Raw genomic sequence first — 26825 nt, 5'->3', positions numbered from 1 at the left:
CGTGGCCTTGGGTTCTGACCCATCAAAACGCAGCAACCGAGGACAACGCTATGGCATCGATCAAGTCATCTCCCCTGAGCATCCGCCAGCTTCAGCAGGCCCTCCGACGCGGGGCCAAAGACGTGCTGGTAGCCAGCGGCATTCAGCCCTCCACCCGGCGCGGCAACAAGGAGCTAGACCTCGCTGTGCAGCGGCTGGCCCAGCAGACCTACAGCAATTTAGAAGAAGCCACCCAGACCGGCCAGGCCCTGGGGCAAAAAATCGTCGAAATCTCCCAGGCCCAAGGCAAAACCGACCTGGATGGCGGCATCGTTCGCCAGATGATGCTGACCGGCGAAATTCCTACCGTCACTAAGGTAATGACCAAGCCTGCTAAGACGGCACCAGTAGTGGTAGCTGTGCCTAAGACTCCAGAGCCGATCCCCGCCCCCGTAGCGGTAGAAGTCCCCGACGTGGAAGTCCCTAAAGTGGAAGTCCCTGAAGTGGAAGTTCCTGAAGTCGAAGCTTCTGAAGCCGAACTTGCTCAATTAGATGTCCCTGAAACAGAAGTCCCTGAAGTGGAAGTCCCTGAAGTGGAAGCTTCTAAAGTGGAAGCTTCTGAAGTGGAAGTTCCTGAAGCCGAAGCTGCTCAATTAGATGTCCCTGAAACGGAAGTCCCTGAAGTGGAAGCTGTTGCCGTGGAACCCACTGCCGCCGAACCTGTGGCAGCCGCCGAACCCGTTGCTGAAGTTCCTGCCGAACCCGAAACCTCCGAAACCCCTGAAACCATAGAAGCAGCGATCGCAGCCGAGACGGATGACGCGGATGCCGAGGCGGAGCCGGAAGCTGTGGGTGCGGCTAAATAAACTGCGATCGCAAAAAGGACCTCAGAAAGTTCTCTCGGAACTTTCTGAGGTCATCGTTTCATGGGATACCAGTGCCGATCTCACAAACTGTAATAAAACAGACTGTCATCAATCGCCTTGGGCATGCCCAGCTAGTGGATACAGCCCAGAGTGCCGTTAGCGATTACCTTTTGCCTTAGAATTTGGTCAACGGCGGTTACCCTCCCGACAGCTCGGCTCCCAGTTCACTTCCTTCAGCGGCACCCTATGGCTACCGGATATCTCGCGCTTGTACTCCACGCCCATTTGCCCTACGTGCGTCACCCCGAAAGTGACTACGTGCTGGAGGAAGAGTGGCTCTACGAAGCCATCATCGAGACCTACGTGCCGCTGCTCTCCATGTTTGAGGGGCTCAAGCGCGACGGCGTCGACTTCAAGCTCACCATGAGCATGACCCCGCCCCTGGTCTCCATGCTGCAAGACCCGCTGCTGCAAGAGCGCTTCGACGCCCACCTGGCCATGCTCGAAGAGCTCACCGAGCTAGAGGTCGAGCGCCACGTCCACAACGGCCACCTGCAATACCTGGCCGAAACCTACGCCAAAGAGTTCAACCACGTCCGCAACGTATGGGAGAGCTACAGCGGCAACCTGGTCACCGCCTTTAAGCAGTACCAAGACAGCAACAACCTCGATATCATCACCTGCGGGGCCACCCACGGCTACCTGCCGCTGATGAAAATGTACCCCGAAGCGGTGTGGGCGCAAATTCAGGTCGCTGCCGAGCACTACGAAGACACCTTTGGCCAGCCCCCCAAGGGCATTTGGCTGCCCGAGTGCGCCTACTACGAAGGCCTAGAGCGCCTGGTGGCCGATGCGGGTCTGCGCTACTTTTTAACCGATGGCCACGGCATTCTCTACGCCCGCCCTCGGCCCCGGTTTGGCAGCTATGCCCCCATCTTCACCGAGAGCGGTGTGGCCGCCTTTGGCCGCGACCACGAGTCGTCGCAGCAGGTGTGGTCGTCCCAGGTGGGCTACCCCGGTGCGCCCGAGTACCGCGAGTTTTACCGCGACCTGGGCTGGGATGCCGAATACGAGTACATCAAGCCCTACATCATGCCCAACGGCCAGCGCAAGAATGTGGGCATCAAGTATCACAAGATCACCGGCAAGGGCCTGGGCCTCTCTGACAAGCAGCTTTACGACCCCTACTGGGCCAAAGAAAAAGCCGCCGAGCACGCCGCCAACTTTATGTACAACCGCGAGCAGCAGATCGGCCACCTGCACGGCCTGATGCAGCGCCCGCCGATTATCGTGTCGCCCTACGACGCCGAGCTGTTTGGCCACTGGTGGTACGAAGGCCCCTGGTTCCTCGACTACCTGTTCCGCAAGAGCTGGTTTGACCAAAGCACCTACGAAATGACTCACCTGGCTGACTACCTCCAGGGTCACCCCACCCAGCAGGTGGCCCGTCCTTCCCAGTCGAGCTGGGGCTACAAGGGCTTCCACGAGTACTGGCTGAATGAAACCAACTCCTGGATTTACCCCCACCTGCACAAGGCCGCCGAGCGCATGATCGACCTGGCCCGCCGCGAACCCGCCGACGAGCTAGAGTGGCGTGCCCTCAACCAGGCGGCGCGGGAACTGCTGCTGGCGCAGTCGTCTGACTGGGCCTTCATTATGCGTACCGGCACAATGGTGCCCTATGCGGTGCGCCGCACCCGCACCCACTTAATGCGCTTCCAAAAGCTGTGGGATGACATTCTGCGCGAAAAAATCGACTCCGGCTGGCTGGAGAAGATCGAGGTGGTAGACAATATCTTCCCCAAGATCAACTACCGCGTCTATCGTCCACTGTAGAAGCTCCCAAAGAACCCCGAGTTTTTGAAAAACTTGGGGTTCCTTCTATGTTTTAGTATTTGATACTGACAAGTTGCTCTTGCACCTTACTTAAGAATCGAAAAAATCTCCTAGATGTAGCTCGCTATACTAAAAGAATTGATCAAAACAACTTAAGTTCCTATTTTATGAAGATTGAAAGAAAAACTTACAGAGATGGAAATCTACTTCCTGATGTATATAACTGTTTAAAGCATCTTCCTGATAATACTAGTTATCATCAAGATCACAATGAACGGCATCCATTTGCAATTTACAACCTTTCGATTCAAAAAGTTTTGCAATCCCTCGATAAGCTGTTGAATGAAGCAGGAAAGATTTATACCTCTCTATTTGATGCTACTGGAGAGCTAAATTATCGCTTAGGCAAATTGCCAGATCTACAGAAAGATCTTTTGCACAGCTTGCAGTCATATATTGATGACTGTTATCGAATTCTAAAAGTGCTTTATCCATTCACGCCAACAAATGGAAAATTTGTAGAAGGTTGGTTAGAGAAAGTGAAGCATCCGGCATATCCGAGCTTCAAAGCTGCTATTAGTGACTATCGAAACTCTTTCGCTCCTATTGTTAATAAAATTAAGCATAATGGTGGTCAGATACGCCCTATAATGATGTGCTCAAAGGGGACAGGTGTAGTTTTACGTACACCAAATCAGGGTATTCAAATTCCTCAACAAAATGCTCGTATTATTGGATACTTTTTAGAGGGAGTTCAGCCAAATGGAAGAATTGGCCCTGATTGTGATATCCATCCTGATGGTAAGACAGCAATTTCGTTGAATCGGGACTTGCGCTATCATTTTGCGAACATCTATCGAATTGGTCATCACTTAAGGAGTGCAGTCTCTCTATCTATAAAAAGTTGTCATGGCATTAGACTTTCTTACCCTTCTGCAGTTCAAGAGCCAGTAAGTCAGTACAATATAGAATCAATAGCCGAACAGATCAGTAAGCTACCTATTTTGTTCTTTCAAGATGAGTGTACAAAAGCAACGCCAGAAATAAGGTTTTCTCGAAGTACCACAAGCACGGAGCTATTAATCGACACTTCTGGTGCTCCGCCAATGACTTGGGATGGAGAAATGATGATTTATTTTGAACTTCAAACTGATGGAGTTAGCACCAAGTATCAACTTCCATACAAATAGACTAGGCGATGAGAGATGTCAATGATTACAGTATTACAGCAAACTTTGGAGATCTCGACGCAAGCTTGAGGCTATTGCAAGCCTCTGAATACAACGGGAGCATGTCAGGTTTGCAGAATTAAGCGAAAGCGTGGAGTATGTAGCTATCGTGACATCTGGTAGCGACCATGACCCCGGAGCAAAAAGCCCAGCTGCAACCGCATCTCGATGCTATCGCTAATATCCTCTACGAAGACAGTGACCCAGCGTCGCTGCAGACCCTCGAAGCGATTGAGTTGAGGGTACGAGAGCAGATCCAAGCCCATGTGAGTCCAGAAGTGGGGCTTTTTTTATCGGTTCAGTCAGCGGTACGCAGACCGGCAAAGAACGTAAGCTCAAAAGCACCCTAGGTGAGCTGGTGTTGACCAGTGCTCAGGCAGAGTGCCTGTCAGTTGAGGCCTACCGTCAGATTAGTCCGCATCTAGAGAACTGCTGTTTGCGCATCAGCGCTAATGTGTCTTATGCGAAAGCCTGCGAAGATGTCAGCTATCTGACTGGTATGCGAGTGCCAGCTAAGACCCAGCAACGCCTGGTTCAGTCTCATAACTTCGCTCAACCGGAGGTACCAGAACTCGAGGAAGTCAGCGTCGATGGCGGTAAGGTGCGTCTGCGAACCCCTGGGGGAGAGCCCTGCCAGTGGAAAGACTACAAAGCCGTGGCCAGCGAAGCGGCAATTGTCGCCTGCTACCAGCAGAACGATGAGTTGGTCGAGTGGGTCAATCAACAGCCCCTAGCCAACCCTTTAACCTGCTTGGGCGACGGGCATGACGGGGTCTGGAATCTGGTGGCCCAGATGGGGGCTGAAGCAGAGCGTCGAGAGGTGCTGGACTGGTATCACTTGGTGGAAAACCTCAACAAAGTTGGTGGCTCTATCAAACGCATCAACCAAGCTGAAACGCTGCTATGGCGAGGCAAAGTCGATGAAGTACTGACCTTGTTTGAGCCGCTAAAAAAGAAAGCGGCCAAGAACTTCTGTCAGTATCTACGCAAGCACCAGCACCGCATCCTCAACTACGACTACTATCAGCGGGAGCAGATTTGTTCGATTGGTTCAGGAGCCGTCGAATCAGGCATCAAGCAGATTGCTCGCCGCATTAAAATCTCGGGTGCTCAGTGGAACGAAGACAACGTTCCACAGGCCTTAGCCCATCGCTGCGCTTACCTCAATGGCATGATTGGGGCGCAAAGGTGACATGCTCCCGAATACAACCGCTAGACTGCAAAGTCTATAGTTAAACATTAAAGATAATGCTACGTCCTTCCCAAACCATCCAAACAGCTATCATTTCTACGACAAGTCGCCTAGTTGGTGAATACGAGTCATCAGATTTGTTGATCATGCACGCATCACCGGACTTTCGTAATGCTTCAGGGTTAGCTCGTATTATGGAAGGTGCGTCGTCTAGAAACGCACTGATGTGTGTTTTTCGGACACCTCCTGACAAAACACCCGTGGGAACGCCGCATCTAGATTATTCACCTCTGGCTGAGAATCTCAGCCATCTTCTCAGCCTTTTATTTGGCAAGCGATTTGACAACCATGGTCTTATTCAAACTCGAGGTAATTTTCGCTTACCTGATTTAAGCCACTATAATCAATTTGCGCGGTCAAATTTTCCTCACAATAGTCATAATTTCAGAGTCGACTTTCAGGTTCCTTTGAATTTAGAACAGGTAGTCCGCCTCGAACCGATGTTGAAAGATGGCTCCACAGATAACCCTCCTGCTCGGCTTTTTCAAACAGCTGCAAAGTTCTATTGTCTTGCTCTACGCTCATTTGAGTCAGATTCTGAAATCGCTTACCTCCATCTCATCACATCTCTTGAGATTCTCTCTGAAGCAGATAAACGCTCAAACCATGAATTCCTTGATGAAGTAACAACGGAACATCTTGCGAAGATCCGTCAAGAGCTTGAAAATGGCAAGAAAATTGCTAACCACTTTGAGTCGCGAATGCGACAAATTAAGAGACGTTTTGTTGATTTTGTTTTGTCTTCAATAACGCAAGAATTCTTTTCGCGAACCGAGAACTTGCGTTCAATAGGTTGCTTTGAGATAACCTCTTTCCCGAAAACTGTAGCTGCAGCATATGATTTAAGGAGCAAGTATGTCCACACTGGAGTGCCTTTTGGAGCACTTATTGGAATAGATGCTGGAACAAGTAACGAAGAGTTGAGAACAGTCCCTGCTCCAACTCAGGATAAAGAGTTAGCTAAGATCTTAAACCTGGCTCCTACATTAGTTGGTCTTGCACGAATTGCCCGTTGCTGTCTACTTAGATTCGCTGCAATACATCAACTGGTCAAGTGTGATTACTTGTCTATGTAGGCTAACTGACACCAAGAAAACTACTATCCACGAGGCTATGATGGCTATTGTGGCTGCAAGCATTAAAAGCATACGCCAGAAGTTCGCTGAAGACCAATTTGAGTTTTCTAAGCATGCCGTTGATCAGTCTATTGCGCACCAGATTTTGGTGCGAGAAGTTAGAGAGGCGATTGGCGGCGAGTAAATGGGGCGTTATGGGGAAGCTAATCGTATACCCTGAACCTTGTGAAGGTCTGCTACCATCAAATTAGCGCACCTGGTGGTACCTATGACAGTAGCGATCTCAACTGAGCCCACACCGCTCACATCCAATGAGGACGGCGTAGTTCTTGTCGGTAACACTCGCGTCACCTTGGATATTGTGGTTGCTGCCTTCTTGGAGGGTGCTACAGCAGAAGAGATTGTCGAGCAGTATCCATCTCTTCAACTTGCAGATGTCTACTCGGTGATTGCTTACTACCTGCGACGAAAAACTGAAGTTGATGCTTATCTAAAAATTCGACAAGAGCGTGCCGCGCAAGTTCGTCAAGAAAACGAGCGTCGTTTCAACCCAATTGGCATCCGCGATCGGCTAATGGCAAGGCTTGACAATCAACGCCAGAGTTGAAAGGACAAGTGCAATATCTACCGCTCCGTTAAAGTCCTAAGCGATTTGACAACCAGGAGATAGGCTAGAAATGACAACTGAATGGCAAGAAACCCTAGTCGAAAAGCAGGTTACTTATTCTCTGAACCTGAACGGTCAAGTTATCCTGATCCAAAATGTGCCAGCTCGCGTTAATGAAGAAACTGGCGAGCAGTTTTTTTCTCCAGCAACTGTAGAGCGCTTGCAGCAAACAATCTTGAATCAGCAAGAACCCGATCATTTCGTTCAGGTTCCTGTTTACAACTACTAAAACAGCGCAGCATAAGTGTAATCCAGCAATAAAACCAGTGTTTTTGGGTTCCGCTAGCGCTCTATCTAGCTTAAAGCGCTATCTATTTCAAAAACACACACGTTAGAATTACTACAGGCAGGCTAATCATAAGCTAGGTAATGCCATGACTATTTCCCCCCTAGAGAGTCGGCTCATAGTTTCTCCAGAGCAGTTGCAAAGGCTTCTGCGAGAATTTAAAGAGCAGCGGGGAGAAAGCCTTCGGCTAACTGCTTTGGGTTATTTTGGTTCCTACGCCCGTGGGGAAGCGAGCCCTGACAGCGACATAGATATTGTTTTCAAGACAGATTATCCCAACCTATTGCTCACCTCGCGGCTGCGACTGGATCTAATGGGGCTTCTCAACCGTCCTGTAGACGTTATCCGCTACCGCGAAAACATGAATCCTCGCTTCAAGGCTCGTTTAGATAGAGAAGCCATCTATGTCTGATGACGGTCTGCTACTGGATTGGCTCACACAAATCCTCGAAGCCCTACATGGAAAAACTCTATGACTAATTTAACCGTTTCGCTCTCCGAGACCCTTACAGCCTATTTGCAAGAGCAGATTGCAGCTGGCCACTACAATACTCCCGACGATTATATTCAGGCTCTCATTCAACAAGACAAAGCCCGCAAAGAGCACCTCGAACCTCTCCTGCTTGAAGGGCTTGCTTCTGGAGAAGCAAGGCCAAATTGAAATACAGAGGAAGTATCACTTAACGTAATGGTTATCGCTGCCCCAGAACCTAAATCTGCCCTGCACCCGGTGGGAGAACAGCGGGTGCTGTTGCAGGGCGTCTCTTGGCAGGGGTATCTACAAATTTTAGCCGCGCTGCCCCAGTCGCGCGGGGCGCGGCTCACCTACGACGACGGAGTGTTAGAAATCACCGCGCCGTTAGAAGAACACGAGTTTTCGGGGCGGCTGATTGAGCGATTTATTTTGACCCTCGTAGAACTCATGGGTCTACGCATCAAAACCATGGGGTCTACGACAATGAATTACCCCAGCCTCAAAAAGGGGGCCGAACCCGACAACGCCTACTATATCCAGAACCAACCCCTGGTGAAGGGGCGCAATGTGGTGTTTGGCGAAGACCCGCCGCCTGATCTGGTAGTTGAGGTCGATATCACCCACACCGATATTGCCAAAAATCAGTTTTACGCCAGCCTAGGGGTGCCGGAGTTTTGGCGCTTCAACGGTGAGGTTTGGCGGGTGTATGTGCTGCAAGACGGCGTTTACGGCGAGGTAGAACTGAGCCCAACGTTTCCTCAGGTGCCCAAGGAACGTCTCTACGAGTTTTTGAGCACCGCCAAAGACGATGAAATTGCTGCTGTGCAAGATCTGCGGGCCTGGTGGCAAGCGAATCAAGCGAATAAGTAGCCCCGAGATGGTGCGATCGCACCCCCGTCTGCGATCGCACCATCTGGGTACGCTAAGGGCTATAGAATTCTGTTGCACTGCATGGTCCTTCACCTTCGACAAACGCTGCGGTTCGGTATTGGGGCCATGGTGCTGAGCCTGGCTGAGGTGGGTGGGGCGATCGCGCCTCCAGCCCAGGCCCAGGTCGGCTCGTCTGCCGAGTTTCCCCAGGCCTATTGGGAGGCCGTCGAAGATGCCAGAACGCCGGAACCCAGCGAAGTCTTTCGAGACCTCACCGCCATTACGCGCCAAAACAGCGCCCTTACCTGGGATGCCCAGGGCCGCGTGCTGGTGGCAACCTGGGCCGACTGGGCGGGCTACACCCAAAATGTGGGGAGTCGGCTGATTGCCACTCGCGATGTGTGGGTGACAGCTGTTCCCGACCTGCAAAGCTTCTGTAAGGCTTATACTCCAACTGCCGAGGTGTCTTTAGCGGCTCGCCTTGGCCAACTGCTGGGTTTGCCGCCCGAACCCGCCGAGCAGGCCGCCCAGCGTCAGGTGGTTGAAGTCTGGGTTGACCCGCAGTTTCTCTTTCGCCCCAGCCCCGACCCCGAAATTACCGACCACGAGGCCGAGCTGACCTTTCGCACCGCCAACGAATTTGTTGCGGTGCCGATCGCCTATCAGCACTGGTTTTATGCCCAGTACGATCAGCGCTACCAGTACCAGGGGCAGCCGATCGCCCGCCAGACCGCGAATGTTCTGCCCTACCCCTGGACTCAGCTGGGCTATACCTACGACTGGGGCAGCAGCGCCGATTGGGCTAGCCTCGATCGCGATCGCCCGGCCCACGTGGGCCTGAGCGAGTTTGTCATTCGCCAATGGTCGCCCATCGCCGTTGAGGCAGTGCAGCCGATTGATCGCTATTGTCGCTAGTTCGGGCGCTAGTTTGGGCGGACATAGCTGTAGCCAGTCGGGTGAGGACAGTTTTTTTAAGAACGTTTGAACGTTCTAACGTTCCTCAGACTTTTGAATGTCTTAACCCGATGGACTAGGGCTATATCTTGCTAACTTAGACCGCCTGATAGAGCCCTCCAGCGGCAGCTTTGAACGACAGTGTGGGTGACGTTTATCTTCAGCTAAATCCCATGACGGTCTATACGCTTGAATTGGCGGCTACTAGGGCTGCGATCGCCTCGCTCAATGTTTACCGCACCCACATTTCACCGCGCAAAGGCTTTGCTTGCCCCCATGGCGTGCTCTATGGCGAATCGTGCTCAGACTATGTCCAGCGCATTTTGCTCAATCAAAATTTAAGCGCCGCGATTCGGCTTGCTCCGCAACAGTTTAGAAACTGCCAATCGGCGGCCCAGGTGCTGCAATCTCAACAGGCTCAGGGCGGCTGTTTCGTCATTCCCTGCTGCATCCCGATTCCGATTTAATTATGCCTGGACGGGGCTATTTAGCTGATAAAATTATACCTACTGTGATACTGTGATTACCGACTCCTGCGCCTTTGGGCTGTAGCAGCTTTTTGTCCCTTGCAACTTAGAGTCTGCCTATGTCAACTCCCCGGACAGTTCTGGTAATTGCTGACACGCAGGAGCAGGCTAACCCCTACAGGCAGCAGTTGCAGCAGGATGGGAGCGTGGCTTACAGCATTTTGCTAGAGCAGTACAGCGGCGCTGCGTCGTTGTTGTCTCAAACACCGTTAGTCGACGGCATTCTTTTGGGGCTGAGTCGGCCTCAGGAGAACAGTATGGCGCTGCTGCAGCAGTTAAAACAGCAGATGGGCGATCGCTGCCCGCCCATCGTCATTGTTGGCGGCGGCAACACCAGGACCGCTGTTCAGGCCATTAAACAGGGGGCTGCCGACTATTTGGTCCAGGATCAGACCACGCCCGACGACCTGCGTCTGGCGATGCGAAGCGCCATCGAAAATGCCGAGCTGCGGCAGCCCTGCGTTACAGTCAGGCGCAGTTTCAAACCTCCGTCGAGAATATGCTCGACTGCTTCGGCCTTTTTTCAGCCCTGCGCGATGAGGCGGGTCAGATCGTTGACTTTCGCATTGATTATTTGAACGGGGCGGCGTGCGACAGCAACCAAATGCCGAGGGAGGCGCAAATTGGGCGGGGGCTGTGTGAAGTGCTGCCCGCCCATCGGGAGACCGGGCTATTTGACGACTACTGTCGGCTCGTCGAGACGGGGGAGCCGTTGATCAAAGACTCGCTGATCTATGACGACACCTATGGCGATCGCCGCCTGGTGCGGGCCTTTGATATTCGGGCTACCCGGCTAAACGATGGTTTTGTGGCCTCCTGGCGCGATGTCACCGAGCGTCGGCAGACCGAGCTAGACCTGCAGCGCGCCCTGGCGGCCCTGCAAGCCAGCCAGCAGCAGCGCCGCGATCTGGCCGAGGCGATGCCTCAAATTGTCTGGACGGCGGATGCGGCAGGGACGGTCAACTACTGGAATCGAGAGTGGTACGACTACACCGGGCTAGAGGAAGCTGAGTCCTCTGGCCAGACTTGTGTACAGGCCCTGCATCCTGACGAGCGGCAGCCCATCTTCGATCGCTGGAGCCAGGCGATCGCCAACGGTGAATCGTTTGAAATTGAGCACCGGATCCTTAGCCGAGGGGGCGAGTATCGCTGGTTCATCGATCGCGCCGTACCCACCAAAACCAGCCAGGGCCAGATCACAGGCTGGATTGGCACGATGACCGATATCGACTGCCAAAAGCAGACTGAAATTGCGCTACAGCAGCAGCAGAACCGGCTGAATCTGGCCATGAAAGCGGCCAACATGGGCAGCTGGGACTGGAACATTCAGACGGGAGAGGTGCACTGGTCGGCCAACCTGGAACACCTGTTTGGCATGGCGACCGGGGGCTTTGATGGTCGATTTGAGACCGTCAAGGCGATGATTCACCCCGACGATTTGCCTCGGGTTGAGCAGGCGATCGATCGCGCCGTCTACGAGCGAGACGACTACAACATTGAGTTTCGCTTTATCAAACCCGATGGCACGGTGCGCTGGGCGCTGGGCGTCGGCAAAGTGTTTTATGACGCCACGGGCACCCCGCTGATGATGGCGGGGGTGGATCGCGATATTTCAGAGCGCAAAGCCGTAGAAGCCGCCCTTCGCCTGTCTGAGGAGCGCTATCGCACGCTCTTTGAGTCGATGCATGAAGGCTTTTGCGTGGTGGAAATGCTGTTTGACGAGCACGATACTCCCACCGACTACCGCTTTGTAGAGGTTAACTCTGTCTTTGAGCAGCAGACGGGGCTGGTGAACGCGGTCGGCCAAACCGCTCGCCAGCTGCTTCCCGATTTAGAGCCCCACTGGTTTGAAATTTATGGCCGCGTCGCCCTCACCGGGGAGCCAGCCCGGTTTGAAAACGGCTCTGATGTCATGAGACGGTGGTTTGAGGTCTCCGCCTTTCGGATTGGTCCCCCCGCCGGCCGCACCGTTGCCATTTTGTTTAAAGAGATTAGCGAACGCAAACAGGCTGAGCGCAGGCTGCAGGAAAGCGAAGCCCGGTTTCGCACCCTGGCCGACAACATTGCCCCCCTGGCCTGGATGGCCAACGAGACGGGCTGGATTTTTTGGTACAACCAGCGCTGGTTTGACTACACGGGCACAACCCTGGACGCCATGCAGGGCGATGGCTGGCGAGCGGTCCATCACCCCGACCACGTCGATCGCGTGGTGGAGAAAATTAACCGGTGTTTTCAAACCGGCGAAGTCTGGGAGGATACCTTTCCGCTCAGAGGCCGGGACGGAGAATATCGCTGGTTTCTCTCCCGCGCCATTCCGGTGCGCGATGGGCAGGGCAACGTGTCTCGCTGGTTTGGCACCAATACCGACATTACCGATCGCCAGCTGGCCGAGAACGCGCTGCGCCAGAGTGAAGAGCGCTATCGGTACCTGATCGAATCCATTCCGCAGCTGGTGTGGACGGCCATTAGCGACGGTACGCTGCTGGATGTCAGCGAACGCTGGGTGGCCTTTACCGGGCTGACGCTCGACCGGGCCCGCGCCGCTGGGTGGGAGCAGATTGTGCACCCCGACGACCTGGCCGAGATGGTGCAACGGTGGGGCGAGGCGGTCAGTCTCGGTACCAATTATCAAGCCGAAGGGCGCATGCGACGGGCCGATGGAGCCTACCTGTGGCATCTGCACCAGGCCATTCCCCAGCGCGACGGGCAGGGGCACATTGTCAAATGGTTTGGCACCGCCACGGATATTGAAGCTCAAAAGCAGCTGGAGCACGATCGCGATCGCCTGCTCCAGCAGGAGCAAGCTGCTCGCCAAGCCGCCGAGCGCGCCAACCGCATTAAAGATGAATTTCTGGCCGTCCTGTCCCACGAGCTGCGCTCGCCCCTCAACCCGATTTTGGGCTGGGCCAAGCTCCTGCAGATGCGTCCGATGGATGCGGCCAAAACTGCCGCCGCCCTGGCCACCATCGAGCGCAATGCCAAACTCCAGGCTCAGCTGATCGACGATCTCCTCGATGTCGCCAAAATTTTGCGCGGCAAGCTCAGCCTGACGATGACGGCGGTCAATCTGGCGACCGTGGTGGAGGCGGCGGTCGACACGGTGAGAGCCGCTGCCTTGGCCAAGTTGATCGCGCTGAATGCGGTACTGCCCAATGTCGGTCAGGTCTCTGGGGATGCGGCCCGGCTCCAGCAGGTGGTGTGGAACCTGCTGACCAACGCGATTAAATTTTCGCCCGCCCAGGCAGACGTAGAGATTCGGCTGGCCCAGGTTGACGGCTCAGCCGAAATTACGGTGAGCGATCGGGGCAAGGGCATCAACCCCGACTTTTTGCCCTACATTTTTGAATCCTTCCGCCAGGAGGACGGATCGACCACGCGCAACTATGGAGGCCTGGGTCTGGGCCTGGCCATTGTGCGCGAGTTGGTAGAAGCCCACGCGGGTACAGTCACAGCAGAAAGCCCTGGGGAACAGCTGGGGGCCACATTTACGGTGCGGCTGCCCCTGCTCACTAGCGCACCGGCTACGACATCCAGCGATGAGGTGCCAGCCCCGGCGCTTGATCTCACTGGCATTCGCGTGCTGGCCGTGGATGATGACCCCGACAGCCGTGAGCTGTTGAACATGATCTTGACCCAGTACGGGGCCGAGGTGCTGGCCGTAACCTCGGCGGCGGCGGTGCTGGAAAATCTGGCCTCCTTTCAGCCTGATGTACTGGTCAGCGACATCGGCATGCCCAGCGTCGATGGCTACAGCCTGCTGCGCCAGATTCGGGCCTTGCCGCCTGCTCAAGGGGGCCAAACGCCCGCCGTCGCGCTCACCGCCTACGCCCGCGAGGAGGATCGCCAGCAGGCGATCGCCAGTGGTTTTCAGCAGCATGTCACCAAGCCGCTGGAGCCAGAGCGACTGGTGCAGGCGGTGGTGGCGCTCACCCGCCAAAGCTAAAATTTGGCTAAATCAGGCCGTTGACAGGGCAACTCATGGCAGAATTCGTGGCATTGCCCACCCCACCCCCAACCCCCCATGGAAATTGACCCCGAGCTGTTAGACCCCTCCACCCGCTACAAGCTGATGATTGGCAGCATCGTGCCCCGGCCGATCGCCTTTGTCTCCAGCCTGTCGCCCCAGGGCGTCGCCAATTTGGCCCCCTTTTCCTACTTCAACGCCGTGGGCCACAAGCCCGTATCGCTGATGTTCAGCATCAGCCTCAAGCCCGACGGCAGCGAAAAAGACACCCTGCGCAATGTGCGCCCGCCCAGCGAAGGGGGGCTTGGGGAATACGTGATCAACCTGGCGATTGAGTCCTACGCCCACCAGGTGGCAGAATGTGCCGAACCGCTGGCCTACGGCGAGTCGGAGTTTGACTATGTAAACCTATCGCCCGCCCCCAGCCGGGTGATTCAGCCGCCGCGCGTAGCCGAGTCGCCGGTTGCCTTTGAGTGTCGCACGCTGCAAATTGTGCCGGTGGGCGAGTTTCACGTTGTGATTGGCCAGGTGGTGCACCTGTTTGTGCGCGACGACGTGCTGCAAGCGAACAACCGCATTGACGTCGATAAAGTGGGGGCGATTGGGCGCATGGCGGGCTACGAGTACTGCCGCACGGGCGATCGCTTCGAGATTCCCAACGGTTTTCCCAAGCCGCCGCAGGTCTAGTGGCATGATGGGTGAGCGATGCAGGGAGTGCGATCCCTGCTGTTGGGCTACCATAATGGGCTGAAGCACGGCAAATGCCCGATCAAAGGGATTGGCCCTGCGCTCAAAGCCAATGTGTTGGCAGCCTTTGGGAGATTTTTCTAAACCTGTCTGCCGTTAAACTGGCCACCCTGAGGTTATGGATCTATTCAAATTTGCGCTTGGCCCCTATGAGTTTTTTGCCGCCATTATCGGCGGTGTGCCCCTCATACTGGCAATAGCCTTGCTCTACAACCCAGCGATCAGCTTGCAGGACTTGATTGTTGCCGTTCAAACCAGTTTCTCAATTCAGGTGGTGATTGCCCTTGCCTTTGTCAGCTACCTCTTGGGCGGTCTGGTGCAGGGAGGAACCTGGAAGTTTTTTCTGGCGCTGTGCCACCTGTTTAATCGTGACTATCATTATTTTCAAGCTGGCGTCCTCTTAGATCGAGAAGAATGGCTCAATGGCCTGGCCAAAGATGTTGATCCCAAGACCCTGGATTTTGAAGATAGGCTAGTGCTGCTGCTGCGCGATAAAATCGGCACACCAAAAACCATGAACCACCTCTATTCCAGGGTTTGTTCGTACCTGAAAGAGCACAATCGGCCATCAATTGTTACGGCAGACTTATATCAAGCAACCCATATCATGTATAGAAGCATATCGTTTGGACTGCTTATACTAGCTGGGGTTTTGCCGATTAATATGCTCCGGGTTGGAATGATTTCTTTTGAGCAAATAGCGCTGTTTGTGATGTCTTTAGTGCTGTCCTACGTTGCCTTTTTGCGATCGGTATCCTTTAAACGATGGTACGCCAGGGAAGTTTTGCTGGGGTTTTACTTTGCCGCCTGCGACAATTAACAGCGGGACTGACGATGGAGCGCAACTGCTCTGAGGAGCATGTTGACGCAAGGGGTGGCGGAAACCAGGGCGACAATGGCTGCGATCGCGCTACCGCAGCGGGTGATGTTCGGCTAAAAGCTTCTCGACTTTGGCCTCATCAATGCGGGCGGTGACCTGCTTGGCCTCGTGCATATCGCGCACCGTTTTAGAGAGGCTGGCGGTAGACCCCAGGGCAAACATCGTGCCCATGCCCATGTAGCCCTTCACCCAGGCATCGACGGGCAGGCAAAAAATGCCCAGCGATAAGCTGCCGACCGACAGCACAAAGGCGGCCCAGGTTTGTACGATCCAGGCCTGGCTGTGGCTAGAGGGAGGCTGGATAGAACCCATGGTTTGACTCCAAATACGAGTGACTACGCCAACCTTAGACCAGCGCTGTATGGCCGCATCCAGTCGTGAGACAGTTTCTCAAATGCCATAGGCCCCCCGGGCATTACCATAGGGTGATAGCTCAGAGCGGTAATCAAACTTCATGGCAAATCGCTTCAAAATTGGGGCGCGAATCGGGGCCGGGTTCGCCCTGGGGCTTGGTATTCTTACCCTGCTCGGTGTCGTTGCCTACCGCACTACCACCAGTCTGATTCGTAACTCCCAGCGGGAAAGTACGTCCTACCAGGTGTTGGGCTATCTCAACCAGCTGGAGTCTGCCCTGTCCGACGCCGAAACCGGGCAGCGGGGCTACATCATCACCGGCAGATCCGAGTACCTGGAGCCCTACACCCAGGCTGTGGCAGAGGTTGAGACGCTGCACAGGTCGCTAGAGCAGCTAACCCTCGAAGACTCGGCGATCTATGGCCGCTTAGACACCCTCAATCCGCTGATTCAGGCCCGCCTGGCCAAGCTTGCGGAGGGCATTCAAAGGCGCGATGCCGGTGGGTTTGCGGCGGCCCAGGCCTTTGTGATGACCAACGAAGGCAAGCAGCTGATGGATCAGCTCCGCGATCGGATCGCGACCATGAAGATGGAGGAAGAGGCTCTGCTTCAGGAGCGATCTGACCAGGCGCAGCTGTCTGCCCAGCAAACCCTCAACACGATCGCCTACGGGATTCCGGCCTCATTCATTCTGCTGTCGCTGGTGGGCTGGTGGCTGTCGCGAAACATTTCCAGGCCCCTGCGCGACCTCTCGGAGACCGCCGAAAAGCTGGCCGACGGCAACCTGGCGATCGCCCTGCCCGACAGCAATGCCCAGGATGAGGCCGGCATCTTGACCCGCACCTTTAACCAGATGGTCACCAACCTGCGGGCCACCATTCAGGCGAACGAAGAACAGCGCTGGCTGAAGTCTAACCTGGCCGATTTATCCCAGCAGATGCAGGGCCAGCGCAGCCTGGAGGCCCTGGGCCAGCTGATTTTGACCTACGTTGCTCCCCTGGTAGAGGCTCAGCAGGGCCTGTTTTACCTGCTTGAGCCCAATCGCGAACCGCCCCGGCTGAAGCTGCTCAGCAGCTACGCCTACCAGGAGCGCAAACACCTCTCGAACGAGTTTGCCCTGGGGGAAGGCTTGGTGGGGCAGTGTGCCCTGGAGCAGCAGCGCATTTTGCTGACCGAAGTGCCCGCCGACTACATTCGCATTCGCTCCGGGCTGGGGACAGCGCCGCCGCTCAACATTGTGGTGCTGCCAATTCTGTTTGAGCACCAGGTCCAGGGAGTGCTAGAGCTGGCCTCATTTCAGCGGTTTAGCGACCTGCAGCTGACCTTTTTAGACGAGGCCAGCAAGGTGGCGGGGGTGATGCTCAACGCGATCGCGGCCTACCTGCAAACCCAGAGTCTGCTAGAACAGTCCCAGGTGCTCACCGAAGAGCTGCGCCATCAGCAGGAAGAACTGCTGCAGAGCAATCAGCTGCTAGAAGAGCGCACCCAGTCGCTGCAAGAATCGGAGTACACCCTGCAACAGCAGCAGGAAGAATTGCAGCAGTCGAACGAAGAACTACAGCAGCTCAACGAAGAACTCGAAGAAAAAGCCGAGCTGCTCGAAACCCAAAAGCAGCAGGTGGAGCGCAAAAACCAGGAAATTGAGCTGGCCCGCCAGGCCCTGGAAGAGCAGGCCGCTCAGCTGGCCCAGTCGTCGCGCTATAAGTCAGAATTTTTGGCTAACATGTCCCACGAGCTGCGTACACCGCTCAACAGCCTGCTGATTTTGGCCCAGATGCTCAGCACCAACAGCGACGGCAACCTGACCCAAAAGCAGGTTGAGTACAGCCGCACCATTCACTCCGCCGGAGCCGATCTGCTCAACTTGATCAACGACATTCTCGACATGGCCAAGATCGAGTCGGGCACGATGCAGGTGACGGTCGAGGCGCTGCCCTTTACGACCATTCAGCTGGAGCTGGTCCGCACCTTTGAACCCCTGGCCGCCAGCAAAGGACTGCGCTTTGAAATCGAACTCGATGACGCTCTGCCCTCCAGCCTCTCCACCGATCCCAGGCGGCTCCAGCAAATTCTCAAAAATCTGCTCTCCAACGCGATTAAGTTTACCGAGCGGGGCAGCGTCACGGTGCGGATCTCGCCCGTAGGAGAAAGCCAGGTGGCCTTTGCGGTGAGCGATACCGGCATTGGCATTGCGCCCGACAAGCAGCGCACCATTTTTGGTGCCTTTCAGCAGGCTGATGGTACCACCAGCCGCAAGTACGGCGGCACCGGCCTGGGCTTGTCGATTAGCCTCCAGCTGGCTCAGCTGCTGGGCGGCACCCTCGAACTCCAGAGCCAGCCCGATCGCGGCAGCACCTTTACCCTTCACCTTCCTCGGCACTACGCGGCTCCCGTCACCGAGGGGGCCAGCCTGGGGTCCGCGCCGCAGATCACCGCGCCCAGTACCGCCCCTGGGCTGCTGTCTCAGCGGGCGGTGGGCGATTCGCCAAATGATGCCGATCGCCTGATCAGTGACCTGCCCGACGGCATTGAGGACGATCGCGCCCGGTTGCGGCCCGAGGGCCAGGCCGACCAGGTGCTGCTGGTGATAGAAGATGACCCCAACTTTGCCCGCATCTTGCTGGAAATGGCGCGGGGGCAGGGGTTTAAGGTGCTGATCGCCCTGGGGGGGCAGACCGGGCTGGCGATGGCCCAGCGGTTTGTGCCCAATGCCATTACCCTTGACCTGCATCTGCCCGACATGGATGGGTTGGCCGTGCTCGAGCAGCTCAAGCACGACCCGGCCACGCGCCATATTCCGGTCCATATTCTGACCGTGGATGACCAGCAGCAGCAGGAGTTTCAGATGGGGGCGATCGCCCATATTCAAAAACCCGTTGCCCCCGAAATCTTGACCCAAACCCTGGCCGATATCAAACGGTTTGTGGAGCGACGGGTGCGCTACCTGCTGGTGATCGAAGACGACCCGGTGCAGGCCCAGAGCATTATTGAGCTAATCGGCGGCCCGGAGGTGACCAGTACCGCTGTGCACACCGGGGCGGCGGCCCTGGCGGCCCTGCGATCGCAGCCCTGCGACTGCATTGTGCTCGACCTGGGCCTGCCAGACATGAACGGGTTCGACCTGATCGAGCAGATCAAGCAGGACCCGGCCCTGGTGCGGTTGCCCATCGTGGTCTACACCGGCAAAGACCTGACCGAGGCCGAAGAAACCCAGCTGCGCCGTCTGGCCGAAACGATCATCATCAAAGATGTGCGATCGCCCGAGCGCCTGCTCGACGAAACGGCCCTGTTTTTGCACCGCGTCCAGGCCAACCTGCCGCCGGGGCAGCAGCAAATGCTGGAGCGACTGCTGCACAGCGATCCGGCCCTGGCGGGCAAAAAGGTGCTAATTGTCGACGACGACGTGCGCAACGTGTTTGCCCTCACCAGCCTGCTGGAGCAGTACGCCATGGAGGTGGTGTTTGCAGAAAACGGCCGCGCCGGCATCGCCATGCTCCAGGCCAACCCCGATGTCGGCCTGGTGCTGATGGATGTGATGATGCCCGAGCTGGACGGCTACGAAACCACCCGCCTGATTCGTCAGCAGGAGCAGTTTCGATCGCTGCCGATTATCGCGCTGACGGCGAAGGCCATGCAGGGCGATCGCGAAAAGTGCATCGAAGCCGGCGCCTCCGACTACATCACCAAGCCCATTGATACCGATCAGCTGCTCACGCTGCTGCGCCTGTGGCTGTATTCCTGATTCGTGTGGTTGCGCCAGCCTCGAAGGCCTGGCTCGCTTAAAATCTCCTCTATGGTATACAGATTAACCAGAGAAATAAGCGACAATGGAAACAAAAGCATGCCGAGTTCTTGAGCCAAAAATCTGTGGCTGGCACCAGTGGTTTTAAAGAGCAGTCTGAATTAAGTCGTACGAGTCCAGTGAGTATCTTGAAGCCAAACGATGTAGATATTCACCTGCTAGTTGAAGGGCTATATCATCGCTATGGCTACGATTTTCGCAACTATGCCAAGGCTTCCCTAAAGCGCCGCATCCACACGTTTTTGAAGGGTGAAAACCTTGCCAGCGTAGCCGAACTTCAGGCTCAAATGCTGCGCGATCGCGCCTGCGCCGAGCGCCTGCTGCTGGGGCTAACGGTCAATACCACCGCCATGTTTCGCGATCCCAGCTTTTATCAGGCCTTTCGCCAACAGGTGGTGCCCCTGCTGCGCACCTACCCCTTCTTTCGGATCTGGCATGCGGGCTGCTCCACCGGCCAGGAAGTCTACTCCATGGCCATTCTTTTGCAGGAAGAAGGGCTTTATCCCCGCTGCCGCATCTACGCCACCGACGCCAACGAAAAGGTTTTGCACACCGCAAAGCAGGGAATTTACCCGGCTAAGCAAATGCAGGAATACACTCAGCTCTATTTACAGGCGGGGGGACGGCGCACGTTTTCAGAGTACTATACGGCCCACTACAGCAACGTTATTCTGCGGCCCTTTCTGCGAGAGCGAATTGTTTTTGGCGAGCACAATCTAGTCACCGATGGCTCCTTTAACGAGTTCAACGTCATCATCTGCCGCAACGTGCTGATTTACTTCAACCAAACCCTGCAAAATCAGGTGCACGAGCTGTTCTACAACAGCCTGTGTAAGTTTGGTATTCTCGGCCTCGGCAAGCAAGAAACAATCCGTTTTACAAAGTACGAAACGGCCTACGACGAGCTGGCCAAAGCCGAAAAGCTGTATAGGAGACGCAGCTAGTGGCCTATGAACTGGTGACCATAGGTACCTCTTTAGGAGGATTGTCGGCCTTAAAAACTTTGCTAAGATCTCTCCCCAGAGAGTTTCCCGCAGCGCTTGCGATTGTTCAACATCGTCACCGAGAGTCTGACCAAGCGATGAGTGCTTTCTTGCAGCAGTTTACGGTTCTGCCTGTGCACGAAGTCGAAGATAAAGAATGTATCCAACCAGGCCATGTTTACTTTGCCCCTGCCGACTATCATTTGTTGGTAGAATATGGATACTTTTCTCTCTCGGTTGATGAACCAGTGTCCTACGCCCGTCCGTCTATTGATGTGTTGCTAGAGTCGGCGGCTGACGCCTATCATGAGCAAGTCATCGGCGTTATTTTAACGGGGGCTAACCACGACGGGGTGCAGGGGTTATCTACGCTCAAGGCTCGGGGCGGTACGGCGATTGTGCAAGATCCAGACACCGCTGAAAGCGCGGTCCTGCCCACCGCCGCGATCGCCGCAGTCAACGTCGACTGGGTATTACCCCTCGGGCAAATCGCTCCCCGCCTCATTCACCTCTGTGCGCCAGCGGGAGCCTAGGCATGCCAACCGAATCTCCGGTCAATATTCTGCTGGTTGACGACAAGCCTGAAAATTTGGTGGCGCTGGAGGCCATTCTTGGGGATCTGGAGGCAAACCTGGTCAAGTCTACCTCCGGAGAAGAGGCGCTGCGCTGCCTGCTTCAGACTGACTTTGCGGTGATTTTGCTGGATGTGCAAATGCCTCAAATGGATGGCTTTGAGGTGGCGACTTTAATCCGCCGCCGACCGCGATCGCAGGACACACCGATTATCTTTTTAACCGCCTTCAGCAGCAGTGAGCAATTTATGTTTAAGGGCTACGCCCTGGGGGCGGTTGACTACTTAATCAAGCCCATTGCGCCCAACGTTTTGCTATCGAAAATTGCCATTTTTATTGATCTGTTTAAAAAGACCCAGGCGCTGCGGCAAAAGACAGAGATTTTGCAGCGGCAGACCACCCAGCTAGAGGCCATAAATACCGAACTTCAGACCAGCGAAGAGCGTTTTCGGCTGCTCAGCGCCTGTTCCCCGGTGGGCGTGTTCGTCACCGACACCAGGGGCTGCTGCATCTACACCAATCCGCGCTTCCAGGCTATTTGCCCCGAGGTAGAGGGGGCCGCCTCAGACCAGATCTGGCTCAACTCGGTGCACCCCGAGGACGCCGAGACAGCCCGCTCAACCTGGGCCGCCTACCTGGAGTCGGGGCAGGAGTACGCCCAGGAATTTCGCTGCCATGCCCAGGACGACACCACCCGCTGGGCCTCGATTCGCTCGGCCCGCATGGTGTCTGAGCAGAAGACTTTTTTGGGCCACGTGGGCACCGTGGAAGACATTACCGAGCGCAAGCGGGCCGAGGCCGCCAAAGCCCAGGTCATCCGTGAGCAGGCGGCCCGCCAAGAGGCCGAAACCGCCAACCGCATGAAAGATGACTTCATTGCGATTCTGTCCCACGAGCTGCGCACACCGCTCAACTCCATTTTGGGTTGGGCCAGCCTGCTCCAGTCGCGCCACCTAGATCCGCGGAAGATTGACTACGCCATCAGCACCATTGAGCGCAATGCCCAGGCCCAAAAGCAGCTGATTGAAGATATTTTGGATGTCTCCCAAATTGTGCGGGGTAAGCTACAGCTGCACCGCCAGCCGCTAGATCTGGTCGCGATCGCGCAAACGGCTCTAGAAACGGTAAAACCGGCGGCGGTAGCGAAAAGAATCGCAGTGACCACCAATTTTCACGACTATACGCGTCTGGAGGTGGTGGGAGATACCCTGCGGCTGCAGCAGGTGGTCTGGAACCTGCTCACCAATGCGATCAAATTCACCCCCGAGCAGGGGCGGATTGATGTTGCTTTATCCGTCACAGCCGAGTGGCCCAAGGGCCAACGGCCCCCTAAATCAGCCTGCCAGGGCGATTCCCCCGCGCCTGCCTATGCTCTGCTGAGCGTAGCCGATACCGGACTCGGCATTGACGCTGGCTTTTTACCCCATATTTTCGATCGCTTTCGGCAGGCCGACAGCAGCATTACGCGCTCCCAGGGGGGGTTGGGGCTGGGGCTGGCGATCGTTCACCACCTGGTAGAACAGCACCAGGGCTGTGTCTGGGCCGAAAGCGCTGGCCTCAATCAGGGGGCCACCTTTACCGTTGCTCTGCCGCTGTCGCCATCCGGGGCTGCCGGGCTGCAACCGCCAGCGCCACCCCCCGCCGAGCAGCCCCATCTCCGCCAGGCCCCCCACCCGGCTCCCCAAAAGGCTCTAGAGGGAATGCCGATTCTGATTGTCGAAGACGATACCGACACCCGCGATTTTTTGACATTCCTGCTGGAGTCCCAGGGGGCCGCCGTGACGACGGCGGCCTCGGGGGAAGAAGGGCTGCACCTGATTGGTTCCATGCAGCCTGCCATCGTGCTGTGCGACATCAGCATGCCCGATATGGACGGCTACAGGCTGATTCAAACGGTTCGGACGCAGATGCCCGAGCCCCAGGCGCACATTCCGGCGATCGCGCTGACCGCCCACGCCCGCCTTTCCGACCGGGCCGAGGCGCTGGCCTCGGGGTTTCAAAGCCATCTGCCTAAGCCCATCGATGCCGAGGTGCTAATTCGCACCATTCTTCAGGTCACAGGTCTTTAATATTTTTGAATAGCCAGAGGTATAGCCGTAGCCGGTCTGGTTAAAGCATGTCTTCAGTGAACGTTCAAACGTTTCAACGTTCATAGGGTTTCTGGATGTCCTAACCAACGTGACTATGGCTGTCATATTCGGCGGTGGCCTGAGCTGAGGTAAAGAATTCTCTCAGCGGCCCCCAACCTCGCCCCATCTTGGCGACAATCAAAGCTGTCTACTGGCTGCGCGGCTCAGGGTGTTTCGGCAAATTCACGCTGACCACCGCCACCAAGGAGACTCACCCGATGAAACTGGCCTACTGGATGTATGCCGGCCCGGCGCACATTGGCACCCTGCGCATCGCGAGTTCGTTTAAAAACGTACATGCGATTATGCACGCGCCCTTGGGAGATGACTATTTTAATGTGATGCGATCGATGCTGGAGCGGGAGCGCGACTTCACCCCCGTCACCGCCAGCATTGTCGATCGCAATGTTTTAGCGCGCGGCTCCCAAGAAAAGGTGGTCGATAACATCGTCCGCAAAGACCAGGAAGAGCACCCCGACCTGATTGTGCTCACCCCCACCTGCACCTCCAGCATTCTGCAAGAAGACCTGGCCAACTTTGTGCAGCGGGCCAGCCTGGATGCCCAAAGCGACGTGCTGCTGGCCGATGTCAACCACTACCGGGTCAACGAGCTTCAGGCCGCCGATCGCACCCTCCAGCAGATCGTGCAGTTTTACATTGCCAAAGCCCGCAAGCAGGGCACCCTCGCCGAGGGCAAAACCGAGCGACCCTCGGTGAATATCATTGGCATGACCACCCTGGGTTTTCACAACAACCACGACTGCCGCGAGCTGCGCACCCTGATGGCCCAGCTCGGCATTGAGGTCAACCTGGTGATGCCCGAAGGCGCGCTAGTCACCCAAATTAAAGACATGGGCCGGGCCTGGTTTAACCTGGTGCCCTACCGCGAAGTGGGGCCACTGACCGCCGAATACCTCAAAGAAGGGCTGGGGATGCCCTACGTGGATGTCACCCCCATGGGCATTGTCGAGACCGCCCGCTGCATTCGCGCCATCCAGGCGGTGCTGAATGAGCAGGGGGCCGGGGTCAACTACGACGAATTTATCGACGAGCAGACCCGGTTTGTGTCTCAGGCGGCCTGGTTCTCGCGATCGATTGACTGCCAAAACCTGACCGGCAAAAAGGCGGTCGTGTTTGGCGACAGCACCCACGCCGCCGCCATGACCAAAATTCTCGCCCGCGAGATGGGCATTCACGTGGTGCTGGCGGGCACCTACTGCAAGTACGACGCCGACTGGTTCACCGCCGAGGTGGGCGAGTACTGCGACGAGATTTTGGTCAGCGAAGACAATGGGGCGATCGGCGATCGCATTGCCCAGCTCGAGCCCGCCGCCATCTTTGGCACCCAGATGGAGCGCCACGTGGGCAAGCGGCTCGACATTCCCTGCGGCGTGATTGCCGCCCCCATTCACATTCAGAACTTTCCCGTGGGCTACCGTCCATTCATGGGCTACGAAGGGGCCAACCAGATCGTCGATCTGGTCTACAACTCCTTTACCCTGGGCATGGAAGACCACCTGCTGGAGTTCTTCGGCGGCCACGACACCAAGGAAATTCTTACTAAAACCATGAGTGCCGATGCCGCTGTAGAGGCGGGCCTGGGCTGGAGCGCCGACGGGCTAGCTGAGCTGCAGAAAATCCCCGGCTTTGTGCGCGGCAAAGTCAAGCGCAATACCGAAAAGTTTGCCCGCGACCAGGGCATCGACAGCATCACCGCCGAGGTGCTCTACGCCGCCAAGGAGGCTGTAGGGGCCTAGGGTTTGGCTCCGCTCACCCACCGATTACTGGTAGGTGAGCGGAGCCGAGCCTGGTCCTGCTGGACGGAAATCAAGCTGCCGTTCCAACTCCCCGGCTCCCTAGCCCCCCGTTCCCTGCGATCGGCCATGGTTTATAACGTATGCCGCAGTCTACTAGCTGCCCTCGCAGCCCACCCAGGTACCCTGATCTTCATACACAAAGGGAGAACCCGTCTCGCAGACCACCGAAATGGCGCTCTGGGGACCAGGAATAGTGATCTGGGACACGGTGCCACCCACGGGGCTGGGTACGTCAGACAGCACAGGCTCGGTGAGGCTCGACTCAAGCCCCACGGTGTCGCCGGGGTTAGGCACCTGGCAGCCGACCCAGTTCATACCCGTGTCGCTGTAGGCAAAGGGCACAAAACCCTCCTGGTCACAGGTCACTAGGGCTGCGCTTTGGGGGCCGGGCAGCCTGAGCTGCTTGACGGTACCCCCGGCCGGGCTGGGGACATCGCCGAAGAATACGTCGATTGTGGCTGTGGGTTCATCGGTCATAGGTGGCTCAGTGCCGGGGGTTCCAGCCTCAGGATCCATGACTTCCACGGGGGTAGTGCAGCCGACAGCGCCCATCAGGCAGAGTGCTGCCGATGCCCCTAGGCGTCCCCAGGTGGAGACCGAAAACTTAGTACCGGGTAGACGAGAAAAGGCCATATCAAAACTACCTATTGAAAAGAATGGTTTTTGGCATTGAGCATTATAAACACTCTTGCGGGGGATTACTTAAGTCGCTGAGGGTACATTTTCGCTTAGATGGGCGCTTTTCCCGCAAAAAGAGCCGATTATCTTTGCCGCTCCCCAGGACAGCCCCTGCCCCGGGGAGGGAATGGCCTGCGGGCGGGCGCGATCGCAGCCATCTGCGCCGTGATCGCAGCACCCCAAACCCAGGGCAATATGATGGCAGCACCTCATATCTCCCAGGGCTTGAACCATGACCCAGGCTGACCCCACTCCCCCAGCGCCTGCCGGTGGCGGCAACACTGCAAAATGGGTGTTGGCGGGCTGTGGCGGCTGTTTGGGGCTAACGGTGCTAGCCGGGCTGGCTCTGGCGGTTGTCATCAACCGCACCCTGCGGTTTGCCGTTGGCCCCGACCAAACCCCAGCCGACAGCCAGGAGCTATTTACCTACGCTATCCCCGGCGAAAGCCAGAGCATTTTTAACCTGGGTCTGTTTGGTTTGCAGGTGGCGCAGGTGGCCAGCACCAATTCGCCGCCCTCGGTGCTGCTGACGATGGGTCAGCTGCCCCGCTATTTGCAGGGCAGCGAGGCGCAGAAAACCTTCATTGAACAGTTTCAGGACAGTGTTGAGGTGGAGGGAAACTACCAGTTTTCGGAGCAGCGGGTCGAAGAACGCACCCTCTGCGGCCAGTCCGTATCGGTGGTGATGCAGGCTGGCCAGTTCAAAGAGGGCTCCAGTACCTACAGCGCAGCCAGTCTGCTGACCTTCGTGGAGTACAACAACACGGCTCGCTTTGTCTGGGTGCTGGCCCACGGCGATCGGCCCGAAGCCACCGCCGACCAGGTGTTTGCCACCCTCGATTGTCTTTAGAGCCTGCGGCTAGGGCAATTCCCCAAGGGAAC

Annotated in this window: 25 protein-coding genes; 23 read left to right on the top strand and 2 right to left on the bottom strand. The window is 56.3% G+C overall.

From position 1 onward, the window contains the following. The first annotated feature begins 50 nt into the window (after positions 1 to 50). The 17 genes from LEPTO7104_RS36860 to LEPTO7104_RS0110485 all read left to right on the top strand — a co-directional run bounded on the left by LEPTO7104_RS36860 (position 51) and on the right by LEPTO7104_RS0110485 (position 15548). Positions 51 to 845, top strand: coding sequence for a hypothetical protein (locus LEPTO7104_RS36860; protein ID WP_017298548.1), 795 nt, complete (start codon positions 51 to 53; stop codon positions 843 to 845). Positions 846 to 1091: 246 nt separating this feature from the next. Continuing rightward, the gene (locus LEPTO7104_RS0110565; protein ID WP_026072573.1) at positions 1092 to 2681 is read left to right on the top strand and encodes a glycoside hydrolase family 57 protein; all 1590 of its coding nucleotides are present in this window, start codon (positions 1092 to 1094) and stop codon (positions 2679 to 2681) included. Between the two features lie 167 nt (positions 2682 to 2848). Then, complete coding sequence (locus tag LEPTO7104_RS38155; protein ID WP_071527216.1) at positions 2849 to 3871, top strand: hypothetical protein; 1023 nt, start codon at positions 2849 to 2851, stop codon at positions 3869 to 3871. A gap of 167 nt (positions 3872 to 4038) precedes the next feature. Beyond that, a protein-coding gene (locus LEPTO7104_RS0110555; RefSeq protein WP_155523590.1) for an ISKra4 family transposase occupies positions 4039 to 5102 on the top strand; the annotation gives its coding sequence in 2 pieces (ribosomal slippage) (positions 4039 to 4195 and positions 4195 to 5102; 1065 coding nt in all). Between the two features lie 56 nt (positions 5103 to 5158). Next, the gene (locus LEPTO7104_RS40020) at positions 5159 to 6238 is read left to right on the top strand and encodes a HEPN domain-containing protein (RefSeq protein WP_155523589.1); all 1080 of its coding nucleotides are present in this window, start codon (positions 5159 to 5161) and stop codon (positions 6236 to 6238) included. 37 nt (positions 6239 to 6275) lie between these two features. Next, positions 6276 to 6422, top strand: coding sequence for a hypothetical protein (locus LEPTO7104_RS40015; protein WP_155523588.1), 147 nt, complete (start codon positions 6276 to 6278; stop codon positions 6420 to 6422). Between the two features lie 84 nt (positions 6423 to 6506). Then, entirely contained in the window at positions 6507 to 6845 is a 339-nt protein-coding gene (locus tag LEPTO7104_RS0110540; protein WP_017298542.1) for a DUF433 domain-containing protein, read from the top strand. Between the two features lie 70 nt (positions 6846 to 6915). Further along, positions 6916 to 7134 carry a hypothetical protein gene (locus LEPTO7104_RS0110535; protein ID WP_017298541.1) on the top strand — a complete coding sequence of 73 codons (219 nt, stop codon included), beginning with the start codon at positions 6916 to 6918 and terminating at the stop codon, positions 7132 to 7134. A 145-nt stretch (positions 7135 to 7279) separates the two neighbouring features. After that, positions 7280 to 7603 (top strand): nucleotidyltransferase family protein, encoded by a 324-nt coding sequence (locus tag LEPTO7104_RS0110530; RefSeq protein WP_017298540.1) that lies wholly within the window; start codon positions 7280 to 7282, stop codon positions 7601 to 7603. A 60-nt stretch (positions 7604 to 7663) separates the two neighbouring features. Then, positions 7664 to 7852 carry a ribbon-helix-helix domain-containing protein gene (locus LEPTO7104_RS40010; protein ID WP_155523587.1) on the top strand — a complete coding sequence of 63 codons (189 nt, stop codon included), beginning with the start codon at positions 7664 to 7666 and terminating at the stop codon, positions 7850 to 7852. Positions 7853 to 7879: 27 nt separating this feature from the next. Beyond that, entirely contained in the window at positions 7880 to 8536 is a 657-nt protein-coding gene (locus LEPTO7104_RS0110520) for a Uma2 family endonuclease (RefSeq protein WP_017298538.1), read from the top strand. 81 nt (positions 8537 to 8617) lie between these two features. Continuing rightward, a complete protein-coding gene (locus LEPTO7104_RS33430) occupies positions 8618 to 9451 on the top strand; it encodes a hypothetical protein (RefSeq protein WP_017298537.1) in 834 nt (277 codons plus the stop codon). A gap of 212 nt (positions 9452 to 9663) precedes the next feature. Next, positions 9664 to 9957: a membrane protein insertion efficiency factor YidD gene (yidD, locus tag LEPTO7104_RS0110510; protein ID WP_017298536.1), complete on the top strand. Its 294-nt coding sequence runs from the start codon at positions 9664 to 9666 to the stop codon at positions 9955 to 9957. Between the two features lie 119 nt (positions 9958 to 10076). Then, entirely contained in the window at positions 10077 to 10595 is a 519-nt protein-coding gene (locus tag LEPTO7104_RS0110505; RefSeq protein WP_017298535.1) for a DNA-binding transcriptional response regulator, read from the top strand. Positions 10596 to 10621: 26 nt separating this feature from the next. Beyond that, the gene (locus LEPTO7104_RS0110500; RefSeq protein ID WP_422879850.1) at positions 10622 to 13960 is read left to right on the top strand and encodes a PAS domain-containing protein; all 3339 of its coding nucleotides are present in this window, start codon (positions 10622 to 10624) and stop codon (positions 13958 to 13960) included. 78 nt (positions 13961 to 14038) lie between these two features. Further along, the gene (locus LEPTO7104_RS0110495; protein ID WP_017298533.1) at positions 14039 to 14668 is read left to right on the top strand and encodes a flavin reductase family protein; all 630 of its coding nucleotides are present in this window, start codon (positions 14039 to 14041) and stop codon (positions 14666 to 14668) included. A gap of 178 nt (positions 14669 to 14846) precedes the next feature. After that, entirely contained in the window at positions 14847 to 15548 is a 702-nt protein-coding gene (locus LEPTO7104_RS0110485) for a hypothetical protein (RefSeq protein WP_017298531.1), read from the top strand. A 90-nt stretch (positions 15549 to 15638) separates the two neighbouring features. Here LEPTO7104_RS0110485 and LEPTO7104_RS0110480 read toward each other — a convergent pair whose 3' ends face one another. Then, positions 15639 to 15920 (bottom strand): YiaA/YiaB family inner membrane protein, encoded by a 282-nt coding sequence (locus tag LEPTO7104_RS0110480; RefSeq protein ID WP_017298530.1) that lies wholly within the window; start codon positions 15918 to 15920, stop codon positions 15639 to 15641. A 142-nt stretch (positions 15921 to 16062) separates the two neighbouring features. On the opposite strand from LEPTO7104_RS0110480, the gene LEPTO7104_RS33425 reads away from it, so the two are divergent. The 5 genes from LEPTO7104_RS33425 to bchB all read left to right on the top strand — a co-directional run bounded on the left by LEPTO7104_RS33425 (position 16063) and on the right by bchB (position 25205). Continuing rightward, positions 16063 to 19704 (top strand): response regulator, encoded by a 3642-nt coding sequence (locus LEPTO7104_RS33425; protein WP_017298529.1) that lies wholly within the window; start codon positions 16063 to 16065, stop codon positions 19702 to 19704. A gap of 188 nt (positions 19705 to 19892) precedes the next feature. Next, positions 19893 to 20708, top strand: coding sequence for a CheR family methyltransferase (locus tag LEPTO7104_RS0110470; protein ID WP_017298528.1), 816 nt, complete (start codon positions 19893 to 19895; stop codon positions 20706 to 20708). Then, entirely contained in the window at positions 20708 to 21280 is a 573-nt protein-coding gene (locus LEPTO7104_RS0110465; protein ID WP_026072570.1) for a chemotaxis protein CheB, read from the top strand. The genes LEPTO7104_RS0110470 and LEPTO7104_RS0110465 overlap by 1 nt, the downstream gene beginning before the upstream one ends. A 2-nt stretch (positions 21281 to 21282) precedes the next feature. Further along, positions 21283 to 23388: a hybrid sensor histidine kinase/response regulator gene (locus tag LEPTO7104_RS0110460; RefSeq protein ID WP_017298526.1), complete on the top strand. Its 2106-nt coding sequence runs from the start codon at positions 21283 to 21285 to the stop codon at positions 23386 to 23388. Between the two features lie 278 nt (positions 23389 to 23666). After that, the gene (bchB, locus tag LEPTO7104_RS0110455; RefSeq protein WP_026072569.1) at positions 23667 to 25205 is read left to right on the top strand and encodes a ferredoxin:protochlorophyllide reductase (ATP-dependent) subunit B; all 1539 of its coding nucleotides are present in this window, start codon (positions 23667 to 23669) and stop codon (positions 25203 to 25205) included. Positions 25206 to 25358: 153 nt separating this feature from the next. On the opposite strand, the gene LEPTO7104_RS0110450 is transcribed toward bchB, so the two are convergent. After that, positions 25359 to 25898 (bottom strand): hypothetical protein, encoded by a 540-nt coding sequence (locus LEPTO7104_RS0110450; protein ID WP_155523586.1) that lies wholly within the window; start codon positions 25896 to 25898, stop codon positions 25359 to 25361. A gap of 277 nt (positions 25899 to 26175) precedes the next feature. Between LEPTO7104_RS0110450 and LEPTO7104_RS0110445 the strand changes: the two genes are divergently transcribed. After that, complete coding sequence (locus LEPTO7104_RS0110445) at positions 26176 to 26793, top strand: hypothetical protein (protein WP_017298523.1); 618 nt, start codon at positions 26176 to 26178, stop codon at positions 26791 to 26793. The last annotated feature ends 32 nt before the right edge of the window (positions 26794 to 26825 follow it).

The organism is Nodosilinea nodulosa PCC 7104 (genome assembly GCF_000309385.1).
Classification (GTDB): domain Bacteria; phylum Cyanobacteriota; class Cyanobacteriia; order Phormidesmidales; family Phormidesmidaceae; genus Nodosilinea; species Nodosilinea nodulosa.
Note: the sequence above shows the minus strand (reverse complement) of the source record. Positions and strands in the feature narration are given on the sequence as shown.